At 69.1% G+C, this 24392-nt stretch carries 21 protein-coding genes and 1 riboswitch; of the genes, 19 read left to right on the forward strand and 2 right to left on the reverse strand.

The window, feature by feature from the left end; genetic code table 11:
• Positions 1-249 precede the first annotated feature (249 nt).
• The 15 genes from F6W70_RS15610 (at position 250) to argH (ending at position 18241) form a co-directional block, all read left to right on the forward strand.
• Positions 250-999, forward strand: coding sequence for an amino acid ABC transporter ATP-binding protein (locus F6W70_RS15610; protein WP_371861286.1), 750 nt, complete (start codon positions 250-252; stop codon positions 997-999).
• Positions 1000-1054: 55 nt separating this feature from the next.
• Positions 1055-1972 carry a glutamate ABC transporter substrate-binding protein gene (locus F6W70_RS15615; RefSeq protein ID WP_055871044.1) on the forward strand — a complete coding sequence of 306 codons (918 nt, stop codon included), beginning with the start codon at positions 1055-1057 and terminating at the stop codon, positions 1970-1972.
• 80 nt (positions 1973-2052) lie between these two features.
• On the forward strand, positions 2053-2700 hold the full coding sequence (locus tag F6W70_RS15620) for an amino acid ABC transporter permease (RefSeq protein ID WP_055871047.1): 648 nt from the start codon (positions 2053-2055) through the stop codon (positions 2698-2700).
• Complete coding sequence (locus tag F6W70_RS15625; protein WP_055877961.1) at positions 2697-3599, forward strand: amino acid ABC transporter permease; 903 nt, start codon at positions 2697-2699, stop codon at positions 3597-3599. Before F6W70_RS15620 ends, F6W70_RS15625 begins: the two co-directional genes overlap by 4 nt.
• A 42-nt stretch (positions 3600-3641) precedes the next feature.
• Positions 3642-4682 carry a phenylalanine--tRNA ligase subunit alpha gene (pheS, locus tag F6W70_RS15630; RefSeq protein WP_055877798.1) on the forward strand — a complete coding sequence of 347 codons (1041 nt, stop codon included), beginning with the start codon at positions 3642-3644 and terminating at the stop codon, positions 4680-4682.
• On the forward strand, positions 4682-7192 hold the full coding sequence (gene pheT, locus F6W70_RS15635; protein ID WP_151487214.1) for a phenylalanine--tRNA ligase subunit beta: 2511 nt from the start codon (positions 4682-4684) through the stop codon (positions 7190-7192). Before pheS ends, pheT begins: the two co-directional genes overlap by 1 nt.
• Before the next feature lie 82 nt (positions 7193-7274).
• Positions 7275-8237 (forward strand): NAD-dependent epimerase/dehydratase family protein, encoded by a 963-nt coding sequence (locus tag F6W70_RS15640; RefSeq protein WP_151487215.1) that lies wholly within the window; start codon positions 7275-7277, stop codon positions 8235-8237.
• A 6-nt stretch (positions 8238-8243) separates the two neighbouring features.
• Positions 8244-8337, forward strand: a riboswitch (TPP riboswitch).
• Positions 8328-9176, forward strand: coding sequence for a hydroxyethylthiazole kinase (gene thiM / locus F6W70_RS15645; protein WP_318278919.1), 849 nt, complete (start codon positions 8328-8330; stop codon positions 9174-9176). (Overlaps the previous riboswitch by 10 nt.)
• The gene (locus tag F6W70_RS15650) at positions 9173-11323 is read left to right on the forward strand and encodes a bifunctional hydroxymethylpyrimidine kinase/phosphomethylpyrimidine kinase (protein WP_151487216.1); all 2151 of its coding nucleotides are present in this window, start codon (positions 9173-9175) and stop codon (positions 11321-11323) included. Before thiM ends, F6W70_RS15650 begins: the two co-directional genes overlap by 4 nt.
• A gap of 239 nt (positions 11324-11562) precedes the next feature.
• Positions 11563-12615 carry an N-acetyl-gamma-glutamyl-phosphate reductase gene (gene argC, locus F6W70_RS15655; protein WP_055877814.1) on the forward strand — a complete coding sequence of 351 codons (1053 nt, stop codon included), beginning with the start codon at positions 11563-11565 and terminating at the stop codon, positions 12613-12615.
• Positions 12612-13769, forward strand: coding sequence for a bifunctional glutamate N-acetyltransferase/amino-acid acetyltransferase ArgJ (argJ, locus tag F6W70_RS15660; protein WP_055877816.1), 1158 nt, complete (start codon positions 12612-12614; stop codon positions 13767-13769). The genes argC and argJ overlap by 4 nt, the downstream gene beginning before the upstream one ends.
• Positions 13766-14683: an acetylglutamate kinase gene (argB, locus tag F6W70_RS15665; RefSeq protein WP_017828581.1), complete on the forward strand. Its 918-nt coding sequence runs from the start codon at positions 13766-13768 to the stop codon at positions 14681-14683. The genes argJ and argB overlap by 4 nt, the downstream gene beginning before the upstream one ends.
• Positions 14680-15885: an acetylornithine transaminase gene (locus F6W70_RS15670; RefSeq protein ID WP_151487217.1), complete on the forward strand. Its 1206-nt coding sequence runs from the start codon at positions 14680-14682 to the stop codon at positions 15883-15885. Before argB ends, F6W70_RS15670 begins: the two co-directional genes overlap by 4 nt.
• A complete protein-coding gene (gene argF / locus F6W70_RS15675; RefSeq protein ID WP_017828583.1) occupies positions 15882-16811 on the forward strand; it encodes an ornithine carbamoyltransferase in 930 nt (309 codons plus the stop codon). The genes F6W70_RS15670 and argF overlap by 4 nt, the downstream gene beginning before the upstream one ends.
• Positions 16811-18241, forward strand: coding sequence for an argininosuccinate lyase (gene argH, locus F6W70_RS15680; protein ID WP_151487218.1), 1431 nt, complete (start codon positions 16811-16813; stop codon positions 18239-18241). Before argF ends, argH begins: the two co-directional genes overlap by 1 nt.
• A gap of 27 nt (positions 18242-18268) precedes the next feature.
• On the opposite strand, the gene F6W70_RS15685 is transcribed toward argH, so the two are convergent.
• A complete protein-coding gene (locus F6W70_RS15685; RefSeq protein ID WP_151487219.1) occupies positions 18269-18865 on the reverse strand; it encodes a DUF1349 domain-containing protein in 597 nt (198 codons plus the stop codon).
• 60 nt (positions 18866-18925) lie between these two features.
• Between F6W70_RS15685 and F6W70_RS15690 the strand changes: the two genes are divergently transcribed.
• From F6W70_RS15690 to F6W70_RS15705, 4 genes are read left to right on the forward strand one after another with little or no spacing between them, the layout of a single operon-like run.
• Entirely contained in the window at positions 18926-19570 is a 645-nt protein-coding gene (locus F6W70_RS15690) for a SatD family protein (RefSeq protein WP_151487220.1), read from the forward strand.
• Positions 19567-20418: a hypothetical protein gene (locus F6W70_RS15695; protein ID WP_151487221.1), complete on the forward strand. Its 852-nt coding sequence runs from the start codon at positions 19567-19569 to the stop codon at positions 20416-20418. Before F6W70_RS15690 ends, F6W70_RS15695 begins: the two co-directional genes overlap by 4 nt.
• A 28-nt stretch (positions 20419-20446) precedes the next feature.
• On the forward strand, positions 20447-21748 hold the full coding sequence (tyrS, locus tag F6W70_RS15700; RefSeq protein ID WP_151487222.1) for a tyrosine--tRNA ligase: 1302 nt from the start codon (positions 20447-20449) through the stop codon (positions 21746-21748).
• Between the two features lie 28 nt (positions 21749-21776).
• Complete coding sequence (locus tag F6W70_RS15705) at positions 21777-22571, forward strand: DUF4184 family protein (protein WP_151487223.1); 795 nt, start codon at positions 21777-21779, stop codon at positions 22569-22571.
• Here F6W70_RS15705 and F6W70_RS15710 read toward each other — a convergent pair.
• Complete coding sequence (locus F6W70_RS15710; RefSeq protein WP_151487224.1) at positions 22556-23947, reverse strand: CoA transferase; 1392 nt, start codon at positions 23945-23947, stop codon at positions 22556-22558. The genes F6W70_RS15705 and F6W70_RS15710 overlap by 16 nt on opposite strands.
• Positions 23948-24392: the final 445 nt, after the last annotated feature.

Raw genomic sequence — 24392 nt, forward strand, 5'->3', positions numbered from 1 at the left:
GCTCAAGAAATCCTCAAGAAGTCTGACACCGGGGTCCACCCTCTGTCATTGTGAGGTCGATCGTGAACGATCGTCGCCTGCTGCTCAACTGTCTTTGGGGTGCTGCAGCAGGACGATTCCGCGGCCCGTGGGGGCGGGCCGCGGGGTACCCATGCACAGCTGCATTGGTGCCGCGATCAGGTGATTACGAACGTGTAAATCTCACCGAGGTGCCTGGAGACCCGCGTCCGACGTGGCTAGTTTGGAGAAATGATGACCTCTGATACCCCGCTCGTCGTGGTCGAGAACGTCCAGAAGCACTACGGCGATTTCCAGGCGCTCACCGACATCGACCTGACCGTCAACTCGGGGGAGGTCGTGGTCGTGATCGGCCCGTCCGGCTCCGGCAAGTCGACGCTCTGCCGCACGATCAATCGTCTCGAGACGATCACGAGCGGCAGCATCAGCATCGACGGCAAGGAGCTCCCGGCCGAGGGTAAGGGCCTGGCGCATCTGCGGGCGGACGTCGGCATGGTCTTCCAGTCCTTCAACCTCTTCGCCCACCTCACGATCCTCGAGAACGTGACACTCGGCCCGATCAAGGTCCGCGGCATCAAGAAGTCCGACGCCGAGAAGGAGGCGATGATGCTGCTCGAGCGCGTCGGCGTCGCCCAGCAGGCGAACAAGCTCCCCGCCCAGCTCTCCGGCGGCCAGCAGCAGCGCGTGGCGATCGCCCGCGCTCTCGCGATGCAGCCCAAGGTGATGCTGTTCGACGAGCCCACCAGCGCCCTCGACCCCGAGATGATCAACGAGGTCCTCGACGTCATGGTCGAGCTGGCGCACGACGGAATGACGATGATCGTCGTCACCCACGAGATGGGCTTCGCCCGCAAGGCCGCCGACCGCGTGGTCTTCATGGCCGACGGACGGATCGTGGAGGAGGCGACTCCCGAGGAGTTCTTCACGCATCCGAAGAGCGATCGCGCCAAGGACTTCCTCTCGAAGCTCCTCACGCACTGACGTCCACGCACCGACCACACAGACCCTGCACACACAGCACACGAAGGAGACGCACATGCGACGCACACGGACACTGGCAGGTATCGGAATCGCAGCGGCCGCGCTGCTGGCGCTCACCGCCTGCAACAGCGGTACGCCGTCCAGCACAGGAGCACCGGAGGGCGGCGACGAGGGCGAGGCCTCCAGCAGCACCCCGTGGACCGTCCTGACCGACGTCAGCATCGACGGCAGCCCGACGTTCGACCGGATCGAGTCTTCCGGCACGATCAAGGTCGGCGTCAAGGAGGACCAGCCGGGCCTCGGCTACCTCGACCCGGTGACGGGCGACCGCACCGGATTCGACGTCGACATCGCCCGCTGGATGGCGGCATCGCTCGGTGTCGACCCGGAGAAGATCGAGTTCCAGGCGATCGCCTCCGCGAACCGCGAGCAGGCCATCGTGAACGGCGACATCGACTACTACGTTGGCACCTACTCGATCACCGACAAGCGCAAGGAGCAGATCTCCTTCGCCGGTCCCTACTTCGTCACCGGTCAGGGCCTCCTCGTCGGCGCCGACAGCGACATCAAGAGCGTCGACGACCTGAGTGCCGAGACGACGGTCTGCTCGGCGACCGGATCGACGCCGATCCAGAACATCAAGACGAACTACCCCGACGTGCCGACCAAGGAGTACGACACGTACTCGAAGTGCGTCGAGGACCTGAAGAACGGTCAGGTGGATGCCGTCACGACCGACGAGGCGATCCTCATCGGCTACGCGGCCCAGGACCCGGACAAGCTGAAGGTCGTCGGGGAGCCGTTCAGCGAGGAGCGCTACGGCATCGGACTCGCCAAGGGCGATGACGCGCTGGTCGAGTACTTCAACACGCAGCTCACCGACGGCGCGAAGATCTGGCAGCAGATCTTCGACAACAACCTGGGTGCCTCCGGCGTCAAGGCGACGCAGCCCGAGGTCGACCCGATCGGCTGATTCCTGCGGGGCGGTCGACATGTTCGACCGCCCCGCTCATCGGCAGGAACATTCGAGAACTCGAATCGACAGGAGCAGCTGTGGGAGTCATCACCGACCACCTCGACCTCTGGGGAGAGGCACTGTGGGGAACCATCGTGCTGTTCCTGGGCGGTGGCATCATCGCGCTGGTTCTCGGACTCATCGTCGGGGCCGCGAGAGTATCGCCGGTTCCGATCGCACGAGCCGTCGGCGGCATCTATGTGAACTGGATCCGCAACACGCCGCTCACCCTCGTCATGTTCTTCTTCGCGTTCTGCCTCCCCATCCTGCTGGGGGAGCGGGTGAACTCCCTCCTGCTGGCCGTGATCGCCCTCGGGCTCTACACCGCGACCTACGTCGCCGAGGCGCTGCGCGCCGGCATCAACACGGTGCCGGTCGGACAGGCCGAGGCCGCGCGTGCGATCGGCCTGAACTTCGGACAGGTCATGCGCTACGTGGTGCTGCCGCAGGCGACGCGCTCGGTCGTCCCGCCCATGATGAGCGTGCTCATCGCACTCATGAAGAACACCACGGTGGCGGCGGGGTTCTCCGTCGTCAACCTCGGCACCATCCGCGCGGCGCTCAGCGAGCGCGGGGAGAACGCCCTCGTCGTCCTGCTGTGGGTCATGGTCCTGTTCGTGGTGCTGGTGCTGCTGCTCGCCTGGGTGCAGCGCGTTCTCGAGAACAAGTGGAGGATCGCGCGATGAGTTCCGTCCTTTTCGACGTCCCCGGCCCTCGTGCCGTCGTCCGCAACCGGCTCATCGGAGCCGCAACGGTCCTCGTCGTCCTCGCCGTGCTCGGCTGGGTCGTGTGGAGACTCTTCGCCACGGGACAGTTCTCTGCGGAGAAGTGGAACATCTTCACCTTCTCCGCGGTCTGGGTCCGGTTCGGCGAGGGATTGGTGGCCACGCTGGCCGCATTCGCGGTCGCCGGTGTCGGATCTATCGCCCTCGGCTTCCTGCTCGGCATCGGGCGCCTGTCGGAGCACGCCTGGGTGCGTGAGCCCGTCCGGTGGATCATCGAGGTGCTGCGAGCGGTGCCCGTGCTCATCCTGATGATGCTGCTGTACTACGGCCTCCCCGTGATCGGTGTGAAGATGCCGCCGTACTGGGCCGTCGTGATCGCCCTGATCGTCTACAACGGCTCCGTGCTCGCCGAGGTGCTGCGTGCCGGCATCGAGTCGCTGCCCCGTGGGCAGAAGGAAGCCGGCTACGCGATCGGACTGCGAAAGACCGGGGTGATGTACTTCATCCTGATCCCGCAGGCCGTGCGAGCGATGATGCCGGTGATCATCGCGCAGCTCGTCGTCGCGCTGAAGGACACCGCGCTCGGGTTCATCATCACGTACCAGGAGCTCCTCTACGTCATCAACCAGATCGGCAACCAGGCGCCCTACGGGTCGCCGCTGATCCCCGCGGCGATCGTCGGCGGATCGATGTACGTGGCCGTGTGTCTGCTGCTGTCCTACATCGCCTACCGCCTGCAGCGTCGGGCCAAGCGCTCGCCGAAGGCCGGGCCGGCGGTGCCGGATCCCCGTCAGCACGGCGGCGAGACGAACACCTCGCTCATCGTCCTGCAGGGAGACGGGTCCGAGAAGACGCGTTGATCCGCGAAAGGGACCCACGTGCCCCCGGTAGACTCGATTCTCGTGTCAGAGTCTCCTGAAATCACCCCGGAAGCGGTCGAAGCCGCTGTCGCCGACGCCCTCACGGCGATCGCCGCAGCCGCCGACACCGCCGAGCTGAAAGCGGCTCGCGCCGCACACGTCGCCGACGGATCGCCGCTCGCGGTCCTGAACGCCTCGATGCGCCAGGTCGCCCCCGAGAACAAGGCCGCGTTCGGCAAGCTCGTGGGTCAGGGGAGAGGGCAGGTGACCCAGGCGCTGGCCGCGAAGGAGGCCGAGCTCGCCGAGGCCGAGGTCGCCGCGCGACTCGAGGCCGAGCGTGTCGACATCACCGCCGTGCCCTCGCGCACGCGGGTCGGCGCGCGCCACCCGCTCACCCTCCTGCAGGACCAGGTCTGCGACATCTTCGTCGGCATGGGCTGGGAGATCGCGGAGGGGCCGGAGCTCGAGCACGAGTGGTTCAACTTCGATGCCCTGAACTTCGACGTCGACCACCCTGCCCGTCAGGAGCAGGACACGTTCTACGTCGACCCGACCTCGCGCCACCTCGTGATGCGCACGCACACGAGCCCCGTGCAGGTGCGCTCGATGCTTGACCGCGAGGTGCCGATCTACGTGCTGTGCCCAGGACGGGTGTACCGCACCGACGAGTTCGACGCCACGCACCTTCCGGTGTTCACCCAGTTCGAGGGTCTCGTGATCGACAAGGGCATCACGATGGCACACCTCAAGGGCACGCTCGACCACTTCGCCAAGCAGCTCTTCGGCCCCGAGGCCGAGACGCGCTTCCGCACCAACTACTTCCCCTTCACCGAGCCCTCCGCCGAGCTCGACCTGTGGCACCCGACCTTCAAGGGCGGCGCGCGCTGGATCGAGTGGGGTGGCTGCGGCATGGTCAACCCGAACGTGCTGCGCGCCGCCGGGATCGACCCCGAGGTGTACAGCGGCTTCGCGTTCGGCATGGGCATCGAGCGAGGACTGATGTTCCGCAGCGACGTCCAGGACATGCGCGACATGGCCGAGGGCGATGTCCGATTCAGCGAGCAGTACGGGATGGTGGTGTGATGCGCGTCCCGCTTTCGTGGTTGCGTGAGTACGTCGATCTGGCAGCGGATGCCACGCCCGAGGATGTCCTCGCGGCACTGGTGACCGTCGGCTTCGAGGAAGAGGACGTGCACCGCTTCGACATCACGGGTCCCGTGGTCGTCGGGCAGGTCGTCTCGCTCGACGCCGAACCGCAGTCCAACGGCAAGACCATCAACTGGTGCCAGGTCGATGTCGGCGAAGAGCACGGTGGCATCCGCGGCATCGTCTGCGGCGCGCACAACTTCGTTGCCGGCGACAAGGTCGTCGTGACGCTCCCCGGCGCCGTGCTGCCCGGTCCGTTCCCGATCGCCGCGCGCAAGACCTACGGTCACGTGTCCGACGGCATGATCGCCTCGGCCCGCGAGCTCGGCCTCGGGGATGAGCACAACGGCATCGTCGTGCTCTCGGACCTCGGCATCGATGCGCCTGTCGGCACCGACGCGATCGCGCTGCTCGGTCTCGACGACGTCGCGGTGGAGATCAACGTCACACCCGACCGCGGCTACGCCTTCTCCCTGCGCGGCGTCGCCCGCGAGTACTCGCACGCCACCGGAGCGACCTTCCGCGACCCTGCTGAGCGTGATTTCGCCGAGCTGCAGCCCGGCAGTGGACACACCACCGTCGTCGAGGACGTCGCCCCCGTGCGCGGGAACATCGGCGCGAGCGAGTTCGTGACGCGCGTCGTCCGGGGCGTCGACCCCTCGCGTCCGACGCCGCCGTGGATGGTCGCGCGGCTCAGCCTCGCGGGCATGCGCTCGTTGGGCGTGCTGATCGACATCACCAACTACGTCATGCTCGAGTTGGGTCAGCCGCTGCACGGCTACGACCTCGACAAGCTCGCCGGCGGCATCACCGTTCGTCGCGCGAACCCCGGCGAGAAGATGACCACCCTCGACGGTGTCGAGCGCACGCTGCACGTCGAAGACCTCCTCATCACCGACGAGTCCGGCCCGATCGGCCTCGCCGGCGTCATGGGCGGTGGCACGACCGAGATGAGCGACACCACGCGGAACGTGCTGATCGAGGCCGCGAACTTCGACCCGACGACCATCGCCCGGTCGGCGCGCCGGCACAAGCTGCCCAGCGAGGCGTCCAAGCGCTTCGAGCGCGGCGTCGACCCGCTGATCCCCTTCGTCGCCGCCCGCCGTGCCGCCGACCTCATGGTCGAGCTCGCCGGAGGCACGCTCACCGAAGAGGGCGGCGCACTGTTCGCCGAGGTCTTCGTCAGCGAGATCGAGCTTCCCGCCGGCTTCGTGCAGGGGCTCATCGGCGTCGACTACACCGACGACGAGATCACCGGCGCACTGACCACCATCGGCGCCGATGTCACCGCGTCGGAGGAGGGTTCCGGCTGGACCGTGATCCCGCCGACCTGGCGCCCCGACCTCACCGACAAGTGGACGCTGGCCGAGGAGGTCGCCCGCATCCACGGGCTCGACCGCATCCCCTCGGTGCTGCCGACGCCTCCGTCCGGCCGCGGACTCACGGCGCACCAGCAGGGTCGCCGCCGGGTGGCCGATGCGCTGGCCGCAGCGGGGCTCGTCGAGACGCCGTCATTCCCGTTCACCACCGATGTGCAGAACGACCTGCACGGATCCGCCTCGGGCGCGCACCTGCCCAGCATCCGTCTGGCGAACCCGCTCGACGGGCAGGCTCCGTACCTGCGTCGATCGCTCATCCCGGGCCTGCTGCAGACCGCGCACCGCAACATCTCGCGGGGTCTCACCGACCTCGCGATCTTCGAGACGGGTGTCGTCTTCCTGCCGGAGCCCGGAGTGGATTACGGCACGGAAGACGTGCCGCCGCTGGGCGAGCGTCCGTCCGACGAGACCCTCGCGCAGTTGAACGCCTCCATCCCGCCGCAGCACCGGTTCATCTCGGCGCTGCTGACCGGTAACGTCGCCCCGCGCCAGCCCGGTCGCCCTGCCGAGGCCGCCGGGCTCGTCGAGGCGCTGGATGCCGTCCGCGTGATCGCGGCAGCGGCCGGCGTCGAGATCGACGTCGTGCAGGCCGAGCGTGCGGCACTCCACCCCGGACGCACAGGATCGCTCCTGGTCGCGGGCGAAGAGGTCGGCTACGTCGGCGAGCTGCACCCCGCCGTGGCCGAAGGGGCCGACCTCCCCGGGCGTGCGACCGTGTTCGAGCTCGATCTCGACCGCATCCTGTCGCTCGCCGGTGGTCGCGTCGTCGCGGCATCGCTGTCGACGTTCCCCGCCGCCACGCAGGACGTCTCGCTCACACTGCCCGCCGAAGTTCCGGCCGCAGATGTGCAGGCCGCCCTCGCCGAGGGAGCCGGTGCACTGTTGGAGTCGGTGCGTCTCGTGGACGACTATCGCGGAGACGGCGTGCCGGAGGGTTCCAAGAGCCTCACCTTCGCTCTGCGATTCCGCGCCGACGATCGCACCCTCACGGCGGCCGAGGCCACCGCGGCCAAGCTCGCGGGTGTCGACGTCGCCGCGCAGCGATTCGGAGCAGCGCTCCGCGACTGAGCGATGTGCTGTCCCGGAGGGGGCCCTCTGCCCTGAGCGGAGAGGGCTTCCCTCCCGCAGCGGTTGCTGGTGGCATGGAGCCATGACGAATGTTCTGATCCTCGGCGGGACGGGGTGGCTTTCCGGGCGGATCGCCCGGAGATGGCTCGAGTCCGGAGCGGCCGTGACATGTCTGGCCCGGGGCGAGCGCCTCGCGCCGGCAGGAGCGGTGCTCGTGACCGGCGACCGTGACGACCCTGGGATCTACGCCGCGCTCGCGCGGAAGGACTGGGATCACGTCGTCGACATCTCCTCTCAGGCCGCGCACGTCGTGGCAGCGGTCGAGGCTCTCGGAGACCGCACGGCGCGATGGACGTACGTGTCCTCCCTCTCGGTGTACGCCGATGACGCCACGGTCGGCGCCGATGAATCGGCGCCGCGGCATCCTGCCGCCCGCCCCGGCGACGAGTACGAGTACGGCCCGCAGAAGGCGGCGGCCGAAGACGCCGTCACGATGCTGGGGGATCGCGCGTTCATCGTGCGACCAGGACTCATCGTCGGGGACGGCGACCCCAGCGACCGCTTCGGGTACTGGGCTGCGGCATTCTCCCGAGCGGGGGAGGAGCCCGTGCTGCTGCCTCCGCTCGAGAGGCGCAGTGCGCAGGTGATCGACGTCGACGACGTGGCCGCCTACATCGTCGCCGCCACGCGGAGCGGGGTGGTCAACGCGATCGGGGACGAGCATCCCCTCGCCGAACTGCTGCAGACCGTGCGCGAGGAGGCAGGGCACACCGGGGAGACGGTGGTCGCCGACGAGGAGTGGCTGCGAGCACACGGCGTCGCGCACTGGGCCGGTCCGCTCTCGCTTCCGCTGTGGCTTCCTCCCGAGATGTCCGGCTTCATGACCCGCTCGAACAGCGCATTCCACGACAGCGGGGGACACCTGCGCCCCCTCGCCGACACCGCGCGACGCGTCGTCGCCGACGAACGGGTGCGCGGCGTGGACAGGGAGCGCCGGGCCGGACTCACGCGGGCGCAGGAGAAGGCTCTGCTGGCCGATCGCTAGACTGCGAGCAGTGACACGGGTGCCGCAATCCGCGGCTGAGAACAGACCCGTCGAACCTGATCTAGTTCGTACTAGCGAAGGGATGTCGCGATGAGCGATCTTCTGCGTCCTGAAACCACCCACGACCTCGCCGGCGATGCCGCGACCCTGCTGGGGGTGCTGCGAGAAGCGCCCCCGTTGACGCACTGCATCACCAACGCGGTCGTCACCGGGTTCACCGCCAACGTCCTGCTGGCTCTCGGTGCCGCTCCCGCCATGGTCGACATCGTCGATGAGGCGGGGATGTTCGCCGGCGTCGCCTCCGGGGTGCTGATCAACCTGGGGACACCCACGCCCGAACAGCGCGCGGCCACTCTGGAGGCCGTCGCCGGTGCCGTCGCGTCCGGCACACCCTGGGTGCTCGACCCGGTCGCGATCGGCGCGCTCCCGGTTCGTACCGCACTCGCCCATCAGCTCGTCGGGCACCGCCCCACCGCGATCCGCGGCAACGCCTCCGAGATCCTGGCCCTCGCGGGGCTGAGCGCGGGCGGTCGCGGGGTGGATGCCACCGACAGCACGGACTCCGCGGCCGATGCAGCCCTCTCGCTGGCTCGGAGCACGGGCGGCGTCGTCGCGGTCTCGGGGCCGGTCGACCTCATCACCGACGGGGAGCGGGTGCTGCGCGTGTCCAACGGTCACGAACTGCTGACCCGAGTGACCGGCGGAGGCTGCGCTCTCGGTGCGGTAATGGCCGCCTTCCTCGGAGCGGCCAGCGCGACGACGCATGACGCGCTCAGTGCCGTGGCCTCGGCGAGCCTGGTCTACACGATCGCGGCGGAACGAGCGGCGGCGGTATCGGCAGGGCCCGGCAGCTTCGCCGTCGCCCTGCTGGATGCGCTCGCCGCGGTGAGCGCCGACGACATCCGAGCCGCTGCACGCGTCGAAGGCGGTGCCCTGTGAACGCCGATCTCTCGCTCTACCTCGTCACGGACGCGGCGCTCTGCGGAGACCGTGGCGTCGTCGAGACCGTCCGCCGCGCGGTCGACGGCGGCGTGCGCATCGTGCAGCTTCGCGACAAGGACGCGACCGACGCCGAGACGGTCGATCAGCTGCTGGCACTGTCGCAGGCGATCGACGGCCGCGCTCTTCTGGTCGTGAACGATCGGTTGGATGCCGCCGTGGCCGCTCGCGAGCGCGGCGCACGGGTCGACGGCGTGCATCTCGGACAGGGTGATGCCTCGGTGCTGCGTGCACGCGAGGTACTCGGACCGGAGGCTCTGATCGGCCTCACCGCGAACAGCCCGGCGCACCTCGACGCGGTCGAGGCTCTGCCCTCCGGCACGGTCGACTACCTGGGCGTCGGGGTGATCCGTCCGACCACCACCAAACCGGATCACCCTGCCCCTCTCGGCGTGGAGGGCTTTCGCGGTCTCGTGTCGCGAAGCGCGCTGCCGTGCGTGGCGATCGGCGGGGTCGGCATGGATGACACCGAGGCCCTTCGTGAGGCCGGTGCGGCGGGGCTCGCCGTGGTCTCGGCGCTGTGTGCCGCCGACGATCCCGCCACCACCGCCCGGCAGTTCCGGCGACGCTGGCTCAGCGGCTCCGTCCCGAGGGTGCTCAGCATCGCCGGAAGCGACCCCTCGGGAGGCGCGGGCGTCCAGGCCGACCTCAAGTCCATCGCCGCCAACGGCGGATACGGCATGGCCGTGCTCACGGCGCTGACCGCGCAGAACACGCGGGGAGTGCGAGCGGTGCACGTTCCGCCCGTGGAGTTCCTCCGCGCGCAGCTCGACGCGGTCTCGGACGACATCGTGATCGATGCCGTGAAGATCGGGATGCTGGCCGACGCCGACGTCATCCGCGCGGTGGGAGCCTGGCTCGACGCTGTGCGTCCGCCCGTCGTCGTGCTCGATCCCGTGATGGTGGCGACCTCGGGGGACCGACTGCTGGATCCGGACGCCGAACGGGCGCTGCGCGATCTCCTCGCACTGTCGACGCTCGTGACCCCGAACCTCGCCGAGCTGGCGGTGCTCGCCGGGCGCGACCTCGCCGACTGGAACGACGCGATCTCCGCGGCCGAGCAGCTCTCCGCCGAGGTGGGAGCAGCCGTGCTCGTCAAGGGTGGCCACCTTCCCGGCGACGAGGCCCCCGATGCGCTGGTCGATGCGCGGCGAGGGCTGCGCCAGGAGTTCATCGCTCCCCGGATCCCGACCCGGAACACGCACGGCACCGGCTGCTCGCTGTCGTCCGCGCTCGCGACCCTGCTCGCTCGTGGTGAAGAGCCCGGAGATGCCGTCAGCGCCGCGCGGGACTGGCTCCGCGAGTCCCTGCGCGCAGGAGACGCACTGCGCGTGGGTCGTGGACACGGGCCGATCAACCACTTCGCCGGACTCTGGGAACGTGGGGGAGCCGAGACCCGACCCGCGGCGGGCGAGGTCGCCACGGAATGGTGGCGGGGCATCGCCGCGATCCGCACGGGCATCGCGGAGCTGCCGTTCATCCGCGCGCTCGCCGACGGGACGCTGGAGCGCGCGCCGTTCCTGTTCTACCTCGCGCAGGACGCGCTGTATCTTCGGGAGTACGCGCGTGTGCTCGCTGAGGCGGCCCGGCTGGCACCGACATCCGACGAGCAGGCCTTCTGGGCGGACTCCGCCCGCGGCTCCATCGTGGGCGAACTCGAGCTGCACGCCTCATGGCTCACCCCCTCGCACGGCGTGAGTGCGGCCACCTTCGCCGCAGAGCCGGCGCCCGCGACGACCGCATACCTCGACCATCTGCGCTCCGTCGCGTTCGGCGGCGACTATGCGGAGATCATCGCCGCTGTCCTCCCGTGCTTCTGGCTCTACACCGATCTCGGGCGGCGCCTGCACGCGGGGGAGTTCGGGGAGTACGCGCGAGATGCGGGGCATCCGTACGCCTCGTGGCTCGCGACGTACGCGGATCCGGCATTCGAGGAGGCCACACGGACGGCGATCGCCTACGTCGCCGACGCCGCGGCACAGGCGGATCCTGGAACACGGGCACGCATGCGCCGGGCGTTCGAGGCGTCGAGCGCGCACGAGCTGGCGTTCTTCGCTGCGCCGATGGAGCCGCAGCGTCTCAGATGACGGAGCGGATTTGCGGTGGCCGCCGGGGCCGCGCTACTGTCGCGACATGCCTTCGGCCGCCACCGCTTCTTCGACGCTCGCTCCGAGCGTCATCGCTGTGCGCCGACGCCGCGGCCGCCGACTGTAGGCGACCCCGCCCTCCTGCCTGTGCCCGCACGGCGGTCGAGTGCCGGTGTCGCCGCCTCCGGCCCCGTCCCCGGCCCCGATTTCCTCGCGGGCCCGACCGTTAAGGTAGAAGCATGACGTATTCCGTCGCCGTCTCCGGCGCATCCGGCTACGCAGGCGGCGAGATTCTGCGCCTCCTGGCCGATCATCCCGACATGGAGATCCGCACCGTCACGGCGCATTCGAACGCCGGACAGCCTCTCGTCGACCACCAGCCGCACCTGCGCTCCCTCGCGCACCTGACCCTGCAGGACACGACGCCGGAGATCCTCTCCGGCCACGACATCGTGTTCCTCGCGCTCCCGCATGGGCAGTCGGGGCAGTACACCGACGCTCTGGGCGATGCCCCTCTCGTGATCGATGCCGGGGCCGATCATCGGCTCACCTCGGCTTCGGCATGGGATGCGTTCTACGGTGGCGCCTTCCACGATCCGTGGACCTATGGCGTGCCGGAACTCGTCGTCGGCGGGGTCAAGCAGCGCGAGCACCTCCGGGGAGCGACGCGCATCGCCGCGCCCGGCTGCAACGCCTCGACCGTGAGCCTCAGCCTCGCTCCCGGCGTCGCCGCCGGAGTGATCGACCCCTCCGACATCGTGTCGGTGCTCGCCGTCGGCCCGTCAGGGGCGGGGAAGAGCCTCAAGACGAACCTCCTCGGCAGCGAGATCCTCGGCACCGCCAACCCCTACGCGGTCGGCGGGACGCACCGGCATATCCCGGAGATCCGTCAGGCGCTCGCCGCGGCTTCCGGCGCGGACGCCGACGGGATCCGGATCTCGTTCACCCCCGTGCTGGTGCCGATGTCCCGGGGGATCCTCGCCACCTCGACCGCGCCGATCGTCGATGGCGCGACCGACGCGCAGATCCGCGACGCCTGGGAGAGCACCTACGCCGGCGAGACCTTCGTGCACCTGCTCCCGGAGGGACGCTTCCCGCGCACGGCCGACGTGCTCGGCGCCAACACCGCGTTGATCGGCCTCGCCATCGATCGTGCCGCGAACCGGGTGACCGTGGTCACCGCCGTCGACAACCTCGTCAAGGGCACAGCGGGAGCAGCCATCCAATCCATGAACATCGCGCTGGGGCTTCCCGAAGCCCGCGCCCTCTCAGTGAACGGAGTCGCGCCGTGAGCGTCACCGCCCCCGCAGGATTCGAAGCGGCCGGAGTCGCCGCAGGGCTCAAGTCGACTGGCAAGCCGGACGTCGCCGTGGTCGTCAACCGTGGACCGCGCAAGGTCGGCGCCGCCGTCTTCACGAGCAACCGGGCCAAGGCCAACCCGATCATCTGGTCGCAGCAGGCCGTCGCCGACCGCGTGGTGGAGGCCGTGGTGCTCAACTCCGGAGGGGCGAACTGCTTCACCGGGTCCTTCGGGTTCCAGACCACGCATCAGACCGCCGAGAAGGCGGCCGAGCTCCTCGGCGTGAGCGCCGGCGACGTGCTGATCTGCTCGACCGGTCTCATCGGCACCGGGGATGAGACGTTCCGGGCCAGGGTGCTCGCCGGAACCGCGCAGGCGATCGCGGAGCTCAGCGCCGATGGTGGCGAGAGCGCAGCGCACGCCATCATGACCACCGACACGGTCGCGAAGACCGCGGTCATCAGCCGCGACGGCTGGACGATCGGCGGCATGGCGAAGGGCGCGGGCATGCTCGCGCCCGGCCTCGCCACGATGCTGGTGGTGCTCACCACCGATGCGGTCCTCGAGCCGCTTCAGGCCGACGAGGCGCTGCGCCGCGCGACGGGCCGGACGTTCGACCGCCTCGACTCCGACGGCTGCATGTCGACGAACGATCAGGTGACCCTCCTCGCCAACGGCGCATCCGACGTCGTGCCGGACCTCGACGACTTCGCCGCAGCGCTCACCGAGCTGTGCCAGGAGCTCGCGGTCAAGCTGCAGGGCGATGCCGAGGGCGCGAGCCACGACATCACGATCGAGGTGCAGCACGCGGTGTCGGAGCAGGACGCCGTCGAGGTCGGCCGCTCCGTCGCGCGCAACAACCTCTTCAAGGCCGCGATCTTCGGCAACGACCCCAACTGGGGACGCGTGCTCGCGGCGATCGGCACCACGAGCGCGCAGTTCGACCCCTACGACGTGGACGTCTGGATGAACGGCGTCCGGGTGTGCACCGAGGGGGGGCCCGACCGTCCTCGCGAAGAGGTCGACCTCACCCCGCGCGCGACGCACCTCGTGATCGACCTCAAGGTCGGCGAGGCGACGGCCACCGTCCTCACCAACGACCTCACCCATGACTACGTGCACGAGAACAGCGCGTACGCCTCATGACCGACATCCAGGACACCCCGGCCGAGGTCGCCGCGCAGAAGGCCACCACCCTCATCGAGTCGCTGCCGTGGCTGAAGAAGTTCCGCGACCAGATCGTCGTCATCAAGTACGGCGGGAACGCGATGGTGTCGGAGGAGCTGCAAGACGCCTTCGCGCAGGACATCGCCTACCTCCGCTATGTCGGAGTGATGCCGGTGGTCGTGCACGGCGGCGGTCCGCAGATCTCGAACATGCTGCAGCGTCTCGAGATCCCCAGTGAGTTCAAGGGCGGCTACCGCGTCACGAACACCGAGGCGATCAGCGTCGTGCGCATGGTCCTCACCGGCCAGGTCAACCCGCAGCTCGTCTCCAAGATCAATTCGCACGGTCCGATCGCGACAGGTCTCAGCGGTGAGGATGCCGGCCTCTTCGGCGGACGCCGCCGCGGTGTCGTGATCGACGGGGAAGAGGTCGACCTCGGACGCGTCGGCGATGTCGTCGAGGTCGATCCGACCCCCGTGCTCGACCACCTCGCAGCCGGGCGCATCCCGGTGGTGTCGAGCATCGCGCCCGACCTCGACCACCCCGGTCAGTCGCTCAACGTCAACGCGGATGCCGCAGCCGCCGCCCTCGCGGTGTCGTTGCACGCGCGCAAGCTCGTGATCCTCACGGATGTGCCGGGGCTCTACGCCGACTGGCCCCACCGTGACTCGCTCGTCTCGCACCTGACATCGGAAGCGCTCATCGAGATGCTGCCGAAGCTCGAGTCGGGGATGATCCCGAAGATGCGGGCGTGCCTCGACGCGGTCGAGGGCGGCGTCGACGCGGCAGCGATCATCGATGGACGGGTGCCGCATTCGGTGCTCGTCGAACTTTTCACCAGCAAGGGAATCGGGACCGAAGTGGTCCTGGGGAAGTCGGAGGTGACGGGATGACCGTCTGGCAGGAGGATGCGGCACGCGATCTCGTGCTCAACGCAGGGGAGCGGCTCGCACTGCTGGTCCGCGGTGAGGGCTCTTACCTGTGGGATGCCGACGGCCGACGCCACCTCGACTTCCTGGCGGGTATCGCCGTGACCTCTCTCGGACACGCGCACCCGGCCTTCGTGAAGGCGGTCTCGACCCAGGCGGCCACGCTCGCCCATGTGTCCAACTACTTCGCCACCCCGCCCCAGCTCGCCCTGGCCGCACGGCTCAAGCGTCTCGCGGGGGCCGGTATCGACGGCAGGGTGTTCTTCTCGAACTCGGGCGCCGAGGCCAACGAAGCCGCTTTCAAGCTCGCCCGGCTGCACGGCGGCACCGAGCGGCCGCGCATCCTCGCGCTCGACAACGGCTTCCACGGTCGCACCATGGGGTCGCTCGCGCTCACTGCGAAGGCGTCGATGCGTGCGCCGTTCGAGCCGATGCCGGCCGGTGTCGAGCACATCCCGGCGACCATCGAGGCGCTGCACGAGGCGATGGACGACCGCGTCGCCGCCCTCATCGTCGAACCCATCCAGGGCGAGGCCGGAGTCGTCGAGCTGCCGGAGGGGTACCTCGCCGCCGCGCGCTCGCTGTCCCTCGCTCACGGTGCACTGCTGATCGTGGACGAGATCCAGACCGGCGCCGGTCGCACGGGCGCGTGGTTCGGGTTCAGCCACGAGGGCATCACTCCCGACGCGATCACCCTCGCGAAGGGCATCGGCGGCGGCTTCCCGATCGGCGCGCTGGTCACGTTCGGCGCCGCCAGTGCCCTCTTCACGCCCGGATCGCACGGCTCCACCTTCGGGGGGAATCCGCTCGCGACCGCTGTCGCCGACGCGGTGCTCGCCGAGATCGAGAGCGCCGGACTGGTCGAGAACGCCGCGAAGCGCGGCGTCGAGCTGCGCGACATGATCCTCGGCATCGACTCGCCTCTGATCGAGGGTGTGCGCGGACGCGGTCTGCTGGTCGGTGTGGCTCTGACCGCCCCGGTCGCCGGTGCGGTCGTCGCGGCCGCCCAGGAGCGCGGCCTCATCGTCAACGCCGCCAACCCCGAGACGGTCCGCATCGCGCCGGCCCTCACGATCGGCGACATCGAGCTCGCCGAGTTCCGCGAGCTGTTCACGGCCGCTCTCGCCGACGTCCAGGCCTCTGTTGCCGGAAAGGTATCCGCATGACCCGCCACCTGCTGCGTGACGACGATCTGACCCCCGCCGAGCAGGCCGAGATCCTCGATCTCGCCATCGAGCTGAAGAAGGATCGGTGGGCCGACAAGAGCCTCGCCGGTCCCCAGACGGTCGCGGTCATCTTCGACAAGTCCTCCACGCGTACCCGCGTCTCGTTCGCGGTGGGGATCGCCGATCTCGGCGGTTCGCCCCTGATCATCTCGACCGCGAGCAGCCAGCTCGGCGGCAAGGAGACGCCGTCCGACACCGCACGCGTGCTCGAGCGCCAGGTCGCCGCCATCGTGTGGCGCACCTACGCGCAGTCCGGGCTCGAGGAGATGGCCGAAGGCACTCGGGTGCCGGTCATCAACGCGCTCTCCGACGACTTCCACCCCTGCCAGCTGCTCGCCGACCTGCTCACCATCCGTGAGCACAAGGGCGACCTGAAGGGGCTCACGCTCACCTTCCTCGGTGATGGGCAGAGCAACATGGCGCACTCGTACGCCCTCGCCGGGGTCACGGCGGGAATGCACGTGCGGATCGCCTCACCGGAGGACTACGCCCCTCGCGCCGATGTCATCGAGGCGGCCGATCGCCGTGCCGCCGAGACCGGTGGTTCGATCACCCTCTACACCGACCCGGTCGAGGCTGCGGCCGGTGCCGACGTCGTCGTGACCGACACCTGGGTCTCGATGGGCAAGGAAGAGGAGAAGATCGCGCGCATCCGCGATCTGGGCGGCTACAAGGTCACCCCCGAGACGATGGCCCTGGCCGACCCCGAGGCGATCTTCATCCACTGCCTCCCCGCCGACCGCGGCTACGAGGTCGACTCCAGCGTGATCGACGGTCCGCAGAGCGTGGTGTGGGACGAGGCGGAGAACCGGCTGCACGCGCAGAAGGCGCTCCTGGTCTGGCTTCTCGGCAAGAAGGACGCGTGATGAGCGATTCGACGCACGAAGGCACCAACGAGGGCGCGCTCTGGGGCGCCCGCTTCGCCACGGGCCCCTCGCCCGAGCTGGTGGAGCTGAGCCGCTCCACGCATTTCGACTGGATCCTCGCGCCGTACGACATCGCCGGTTCGCATGCTCACGCCACCGCGCTCGCCGCAGCCGGGTACCTCGAACCCGATGAGGCGCAGCGGATGCACGAGGGACTGGATGCTGTGGCGCGCAAGGTCGCCGACGGCACTCTGCGCCCTGTGCCGACGGATGAGGACGTGCACGGCGCACTCGAGCAGGCGCTGATCGCCGAGCTGGGACCGGAGCTGGGCGGACGCCTGCGCGCCGGTCGCAGCCGCAACGACCAGATCGCCACTCTCGTGCGCATGTATCTGATCGACCACGCGCGCGTGATCGCCCGCGACATCCTGCGGGTGATCGATGCGCTGGTCGCCCAGGCCGAGGCGCACCCGGGAGCGATCCTCCCCGGACGCACGCACCTGCAGCATGCGCAGCCGGTGCTGCTCGCCCACCACCTCCAGGCACACGGTTGGCCGCTGGTGCGTGAGCTCGAGAGGCTCGTGGACTGGCGTCGCCGCGCCGGTGTCTCGCCCTACGGCGGGGGAGCGCTGGCGGGTTCCACGCTCGGCCTCGATCCCGCACTCGTGGCGACCGAGCTGGGCCTCGACCGCCCCGCCGAGAACTCGCTCGACGGCACCGCCGCCCGCGATGTGGTGGCGGAGTTCGCCTTCATCACGGCGATGACCGGCGTCGACATCTCGCGCCTGTCCGAGGAGATCATCCTCTGGAACACCCGCGAGTTCGGCTTCGTCACTCTCGACGACGGCTACTCGACCGGGTCGAGCATCATGCCGCAGAAGAAGAACCCCGATATCGCGGAGCTCGCGCGAGGCAAGTCCGGGCGCCTCATCGGCAACCTCTCGGGGCTGCTGGCCACCCTCAAGGGCCTCCCGCTCGCGTACAACCGCGATCTGCAGGAGGACAAGGAGCCGGTGTTCGATTCGGTGCAGACGCTCGAGGTCGTGCTCCCCGCTTTCGCAGGCATGATCGCGACGCTGCGTTTCGACACCGAGCGCATGGCGGCGCTGGCACCGCAGGGCTTCTCCCTCGCGACCGACGTCGCGGAGTGGCTGGTGAAGCGTCGGGTGCCGTTCCGCGACGCCCATGAGATCTCGGGCGCGCTCGTGCGTGCATGCGAGGAGCAGGGGATCGGTCTGGAGGACGCCTCCGACGAACTGCTGCTCTCGGTGTCTCCGCATCTCGTGCCCGAGGTGCGTGAAATCCTCACGATCGAGGGATCGGTCGCGTCCCGGACCGGCGTCGGCGGTACCGCCCCGGTCCGGGTCGCGGAGCAGCGGGCAGAGCTCGTCGCGCGCGCACAGGCCGCCGCCCACGCTCTCGGGCTCTAGCCGCGCGAGTCGGCGGCCGCCCGCAGCTCAGTGCAGCTCGGTGTCGGCCGCCGACCGCTCCCATCGGGTGAACCGCACCGTGAGTCCGGTGCGGGTCGGCGCCGCGAGGAAGGGCCCGGCCGAAGCCGTGGCCTGTCCGTCGAACGGTGCCACCCTGACGAGACGCCAGGGGTCGTCGTCGGCGCGAGCGCGCACGATCAGCGAGTCCGCCCAGCGACTGACGCGCACCGTGATCTCGCTCTCGAGCCACTCGTCGACGTGACCGACCGACCAGTCGGAGCCGCCGGCGGTGACCACGGCACCGAGCCCGAGATGGTCGTCGGCGTATTCGAGACCGGTCTTCATCCAGTGCTCGTCGTCGATGCGCACGAACACCCCTGCCTGGTCGAACTGGCCGTCCCACGGCGCGCGGAACGAGACCTCCATCGCCTCTCCGACGGCGAACGGGGCGAGCAGCGCGTGTTCGGTGTCGTGCACGAAGCCGTAGGCGGTGTGCCGCCAGGCGTCGCTGCCCTCTACAGCCGTGACGTCGAGGTGTTCGGATCCGGCCGGCAGTTCGGAGGGGGAGGCGGGAGCGTTCGTCCAGGTTCCGTCGGACCAGGGGATGATGTGCGATTCAGGCATGTTCTCAACATATAGCCGGATAGAGCATAAGTCGAGAGTTATTCGTGTTACGGTTATCCCATGGTCATCGCGGTACTCGCTGACATCGTGGGCTCTCGGCGGCTCGACGATCGCACTGCCGCGCAACGCGTCCTCGACGACACCATCGCCGGAGTCGAAGCCGATCTCCCGCTGGCGACGCAGCCGCTCACGCCCACCGTAGGAGACGAGCAGCAGGGTGTCTACCTCGACCTGGGTGACGCGCTGGTGTCGCTCCTGATGATCCAGCTGAGGCTGCCCGACGGCATCGCCTTCCGGTTCGGCATCGGAGTGGGCGAGGTGCGGCCGGTCGAATCCGTCCACGGCGAGCTCGCCGACGGACCGGGGTGGTACGCGGCTCGGGCCGCGATCGAGACCGTGCACGCGCGCGAGGGACGTGCCGTGCCACGCACGCGGACCTGGATTGTCGGAGCCCCCCGGCAGGATGAGGTCATGGAGAGCACGATCGCCGCCTCGAACGCCTACCTCCTCGTCCGCGACGAGCTGGTCGGTGCGATGAGCGAGCGCGAACGGCGCCTGACCTACGGCCGCCTGCTCGGACGATCGCAGCAGGAACTCGCGGCCGAAGAAGGCATCACGCAGCCCAGCGTCTCGAAGTCGCTGCGCACCGCCGGCACGGCGGCGCTCATCGAGGGCGTCGCTGCACTCCGAGGGGAACGCGCATGATCGTCGCCGGATTCATCCTCCTGGCGGTCGGCGCGGCCGACCTGGTGCGTCAGTTCGCACCGCGTCGATGGATCGGCTACCTCTCCGTCGCCGTCATCCTCCTGCTGCTGGGCAGCGTCAGCGATGCCCTCCTGCCCATGGTCCTCGCGCTCGTCGTCGGAGCGCTCTGGGTGTGGTGCATGCCCACCGAACGTGCCGCGCCGCTGGGGTTCTGGCCCGCCGTGCTGCTCGCCGTCGTGAGCGTCGGCGCCGTCGTCTGGCTCGGTGCGCGCTCCGACGTCGGTCTGATCGGCGCGACCTGGCAACTCCGATCGCCGTTCGGAGAGGTCCCTTTCGATCTCGCGATGCTGGCATTGGGTGCCGGGGTGTTCCTCCTCGAGTCCTCGAACCTCGTGGTGCGTGCTGCGCTCGACGGCGAGCACACCTGGCGTCCCACCGACCCGATGTCGGTCCCGACTTCGGCGCCGACGACGGCGCCCACCACTGTGGGTGCCGAAGTCGCGGTGGCCGCCGATGCGGGGAGCGACGCCGCCACCGGGGGAGACGCCGCCACCGAGGGAGACGCCGCCACCGAGGTGGTGCCGGCGCCGCGCGACCCGCGCAGCGGATTCAAGGGGGGGAGGCTCATCGGACCCCTGGAGCGCATCCTCGTCCTGATCCTCACGCTCGCTGCGGCCTATCCGATCCTGGCCGCGATGCTCGCGGCGAAGGGCATCGTCCGCTTCCCCGAGATCTCCCGCGACGGCGAGACCGGCGCCCGTGCCGAGTACTTCCTCGTCGGCAGCCTGGTGAGCTGGGTGATCGCGCTCAGCGCGGCGTTCCTCGTGTGGTGGGCCGCGCACAGCTGAGCTGCGGTGCGCTGATAGCCTGGAACGCGTGTCAACTCCCGCTCTGACGACCGCACCCCAGGCGATCGACCCCACGTTCGAGAACGTGTGGGACGAACTCGTGTGGCGTGGCCTGGTCCATGTGTCCACCGACCAGGAGGCGCTGCGCGCCCTGCTCGCGGGAGACCCCATCACGTATTACTGCGGGTTCGATCCGACGGCGCCGAGCCTGCACCTCGGCAACCTCGTGCAGCTGCTGACCCTTCGTCGCATCCAGCTCGCCGGCCACAAGCCGCTCGGTCTCGTCGGCGGATCGACCGGACTCATCGGCGACCCGCGTCCCACAGCCGAGCGCACGCTGAACACGCGGGAGACCGTCGAGGAGTGGGTCGGACGCCTGCGGGCGCAGGTCGAGCGTTACCTCAGCTTCGAGGGTGACAACGCCGCCCGCATCGTCAACAACCTCGACTGGACCGCACCGTTGAGTGCGATCGACTTCCTGCGTGAGATCGGCAAGTACTTCCGCGTCGGCACGATGCTCAAGAAGGATGCGGTCGCTGCGCGACTGAACTCCGACGAGGGCATCAGCTACACAGAGTTCAGCTACCAGATCCTCCAGGGCATGGACTTCCTCGAGCTGTACCGGCAGTACGACTGCGTGCTGCAGACGGGCGGGTCGGATCAGTGGGGCAACCTCACGAGCGGCACCGACCTCATCCGTCGTTCCGAGGGAGTGTCGGTGCATGCCATCGGTACCCCGCTGATCACGAACAGCGACGGCACCAAGTTCGGCAAGAGCGAGGGCAACGCCATCTGGCTCGACGCCGACATGTGCAGTCCGTACCGGATGTACCAGTTCTGGTTGAGCACGGCGGATAGCGACGTGATCGACCGCCTGAAGGTCTTCACATTCCTCAGCAGGGCCGAGATCGAGGAGTTCGCGGAGCTCGTGGCCACGGAGCCGTTCCGTCGCGCTGCCCAGAAGCGCCTTGCGCTCGAGGTGGTCGCGACCGTGCACGGTGTCGAGGCGGCTGCGGCCGTGATCGCGGCATCCGAGGCGCTGTTCGGTCAGGGAGACCTGACCGCACTGGATGCGGATACGCTCCGCACTGCGCTCGAAGAGCTCCCGCACGCCACGGTCGCCGCCGGTACTCCGGTGGTCGAGGCGCTGGTCGAGACCGGGCTCGTGGCGAGCCTCTCCGAGGCGAGGCGCGCGATCACCCAGGGCGGTGTCACGCTCGACGGCGAACGCGTCGAAGACGAGGCAGCCACGGTTCAGGGCCTACTTCCCGGCGGCGTCTCCGTCCTCCGCCGCGGCAAGAAGACCCTCGCCGGCGTCTTCCTCGGCTGAGTCTCCGGCCAGCGGATAGCAGAGACGGATGCCGTTCACTCCCAGCCACGCACTGGTCGCGCTGCCGTTCATCCGTACGCCGCTGGTGCCGGCGGCGATCGCGATCGGCGCGATGACACCCGATCTCCCGTTGTTCGTCCGCGGCGTCGGGCTGAACTACTCGTTCACCCACACGTTCGGCAATGTCGTGTGGACCGCACTGCTCGCGTTCGCGTTGTTCCTGATCTGGCGCGTCGTCCTGCGTCCGGCGGTTCCCGAGCTGGTTCCGCTGTGGCTGGCGCGACGCCTGCCCGACGACTGGGATGACAGGGGTCTCGCCGCGGTGCGGTCGGCGGTCGGCGTCGGGCAGAAGCGCGCGTATCCGTTCCTGCTCGCTGTGTCGTTCGTGCTCGGAGTGCTCTCGCACATCGTGTGGGACCTCTTCACGCATGAGGGACGCTGGGGTGTCGAGGCGATTCCCGGACTCGAGGAGATGTGGGGCCCGCTCCCCGGATTCAAGTGGCTGCAGCACGGGTCGAGTCTGATCGGCCTCGCGATCATCGGGATCTGGGCATTGCTGTGGCTTCTTCGGCAGGCTCCCCGCACGACGGTCGCGTCGTCGTCACCGACCTGGATGCGCGTGGCATGGTGGGCCTCGCTCCCCGTGATCCTGGTCGGCGCGTGGGTCGGCGGACTCGTCGTCTTCGGTCCGCTGGATGCGGAGTTCACGGTTCAGCACCTCGCCTACCGGGTTCTCCCGCCGGCGTGTGCGATCTGGGGCGCGATCACGTTCGTGCTCTGCCTCGTTCTCTCGATGCGCGGGCGCCGTCACCAGGTGGGCTGATCCGAACCCCACTTGTGCGGCGCCCGATACTCGAAGCCCGCCAGTGCAGGACGAGCGGTGACGAGAGCCGTTCCGTCGACATCGAATCGCGCCACATGCGGCCGTGTGTCGAACTCGACCTCGGCTGCGGGTTCTCCGCTGCGGGGCATCCCGAGCAGTTCCGCCGCGACGCGACGGAGTGAGGCGCGCACGATCCACGAACCTTCCTCCTGTGGGCGGCGGCGCAGCAAAGCGGACACCGCCGCAGCGAGCAGGTAGCCGGCGCTGTGGTCGAGAGCCTGGGCCGGAAGCGCACCGGGGCGGTCGCCGTCCGCCGACTCGATGAACGAGATTCCGCTCGCCGCCTGAACGAGGCTGTCGAACCCTGCCCGCTCGGGATTCTCCACGCCCCAAGCGCTGAGCTGCGCGACGACCAGACGCGGATATCGGCGCGCGAGCACTTCCGGCTGCAGCCCGAGCCTGTCGAGAGCAGCGGGGCGGTAGCCGAGTACGACGGCATCGGCGTGCGCGAGCATCTCCTGCAGCCGAGACGTGCGCGCGTCCAGCACCGCGGATCGCTTGCCGTGTCCGGTGTCGAGGTGCTGCCACTCCGGCTCGGGCAAATGCGGGGGATCGATACGCAGCACGTCGGCACCGAGCATGGCGAGCGTGCGTGAGCAGACCGGACCAGCGATGACTCTCGTGAGATCGAGTACGCGCATGCCCTGGAGGGGGAGCGAAGCCGGCGGCGGCGGCGTCGCCGCCGTAGCCCGGGGCGCATGCGAAGCCGGTGTCGTGTCGATGCGAACCAGCTCGAGCAGCGGATGCTCGCGGAGTGCGCGATCGACGGCGGGCTCCTCCGCGGCGACCGCGACCGCCAGACCGCCCGCGGTCGTGATGTCGGCGACGGCGGCCGTGGTCGTCCGCTCTCCGAGCGCATCGCGAACAGCGTCGACTGCGGCATCGTGCCGAAGACGCAGCCCCGCGCGCAGGCCGGCCGCATGGTGCGGGTAGTTCCCGTGGGTGCGGATCCATCCGTCCGACGTTCGCCAGAAACCTGAGTACACGGACCAGACAGGGGGAGCCTGGCCGCTGATGGTGAGAACCCTGTCGCTCCGGTAGGCCGTGGCGATGCGCTCGGGATCGAGGGAAGCGGGGGAGCGCCCGGCAGCGAGCATCGCTGCGCTGACGCTCGCCCAGGCGAGATCACCCGTGGCCAATCGGGACGGAAGAGGGACGGCGCGGTCCGACGGGAGGACGGGCTCTGTGACCGAGAGGTCGAGCTCACGCTGCACGCGCGCGAGCAGATCGACACCAGCACGACGCTGTCCGCCTTCGTCCGATTCCCCGTTCGCGGATGCACGAGGGGAGCGACGATCATCCGTGGGCGCAGGCATGGCGCGATCGTACTCCGAGGCGGGAGCGGAGCAGAAACCTCGGCTGATCCGGCGGAAACCGAGTGCCGGTTCGGAGCGACACGCCCGGGCAGTGTGGCCCGATTTGCCAGAAGCCGCGGATCCACGTAACTTATTACTTGTTCGCCCCACAGGGAAGCGGAGGAGCCAAGAGCTTCACCCCCCTCAAGCGGAGAACCACTCCCGATCCACTCTCACTTGAGAGAACAGACGCTTGCGTCTAGGATAGGGACTCCACCTCTTCTGTGGCTGTCATCAGCCGCGCTGCGGATCTTCGATCCGCACGGCGCGCCGATTTGACAAGCGGGTCGAGGTGGGTAAGATAGAGAAGTTGCCCTTCGGGCCTGGCTGTGATGGCTGGGTCGTGGGAGCATCCGATCCTTGAGAACTCAACAGCGTGCACTTGTCAAATGCCAAATTATCCTCG

Origin of the sequence: Microbacterium maritypicum, from assembly GCF_008868125.1 — a bacterium.
In the GTDB taxonomy this organism is placed as follows: Bacteria; Actinomycetota; Actinomycetes; order Actinomycetales; family Microbacteriaceae; genus Microbacterium; species Microbacterium maritypicum.

Coding starts and splice junctions, on each gene's coding strand:
- F6W70_RS15610 (WP_371861286.1), top strand. CDS start 250: ATGATGACCTCTGATACCCCGCTCGTCGTGGTCGAGAACGTCCAGAAG.
- argC (WP_055877814.1), top strand. CDS start 11,563: ATGACGTATTCCGTCGCCGTCTCCGGCGCATCCGGCTACGCAGGCGGC.
- argH (WP_151487218.1), top strand. CDS start 16,811: ATGAGCGATTCGACGCACGAAGGCACCAACGAGGGCGCGCTCTGGGGC.
- pheT (WP_151487214.1), top strand. CDS start 4,682: ATGCGCGTCCCGCTTTCGTGGTTGCGTGAGTACGTCGATCTGGCAGCG.
- argB (WP_017828581.1), top strand. CDS start 13,766: ATGACCGACATCCAGGACACCCCGGCCGAGGTCGCCGCGCAGAAGGCC.
- F6W70_RS15705 (WP_151487223.1), top strand. CDS start 21,777: ATGCCGTTCACTCCCAGCCACGCACTGGTCGCGCTGCCGTTCATCCGT.
- F6W70_RS15690 (WP_151487220.1), top strand. CDS start 18,926: ATGGTCATCGCGGTACTCGCTGACATCGTGGGCTCTCGGCGGCTCGAC.
- F6W70_RS15615 (WP_055871044.1), top strand. CDS start 1,055: ATGCGACGCACACGGACACTGGCAGGTATCGGAATCGCAGCGGCCGCG.
- F6W70_RS15670 (WP_151487217.1), top strand. CDS start 14,680: ATGACCGTCTGGCAGGAGGATGCGGCACGCGATCTCGTGCTCAACGCA.
- F6W70_RS15625 (WP_055877961.1), top strand. CDS start 2,697: ATGAGTTCCGTCCTTTTCGACGTCCCCGGCCCTCGTGCCGTCGTCCGC.
- thiM (WP_318278919.1), top strand. CDS start 8,328: ATGAGCGATCTTCTGCGTCCTGAAACCACCCACGACCTCGCCGGCGAT.
- F6W70_RS15710 (WP_151487224.1), bottom strand. CDS start 23,947: ATGCCTGCGCCCACGGATGATCGTCGCTCCCCTCGTGCATCCGCGAAC.
- F6W70_RS15640 (WP_151487215.1), top strand. CDS start 7,275: ATGACGAATGTTCTGATCCTCGGCGGGACGGGGTGGCTTTCCGGGCGG.
- F6W70_RS15695 (WP_151487221.1), top strand. CDS start 19,567: ATGATCGTCGCCGGATTCATCCTCCTGGCGGTCGGCGCGGCCGACCTG.
- F6W70_RS15685 (WP_151487219.1), bottom strand. CDS start 18,865: ATGCCTGAATCGCACATCATCCCCTGGTCCGACGGAACCTGGACGAAC.
- argF (WP_017828583.1), top strand. CDS start 15,882: ATGACCCGCCACCTGCTGCGTGACGACGATCTGACCCCCGCCGAGCAG.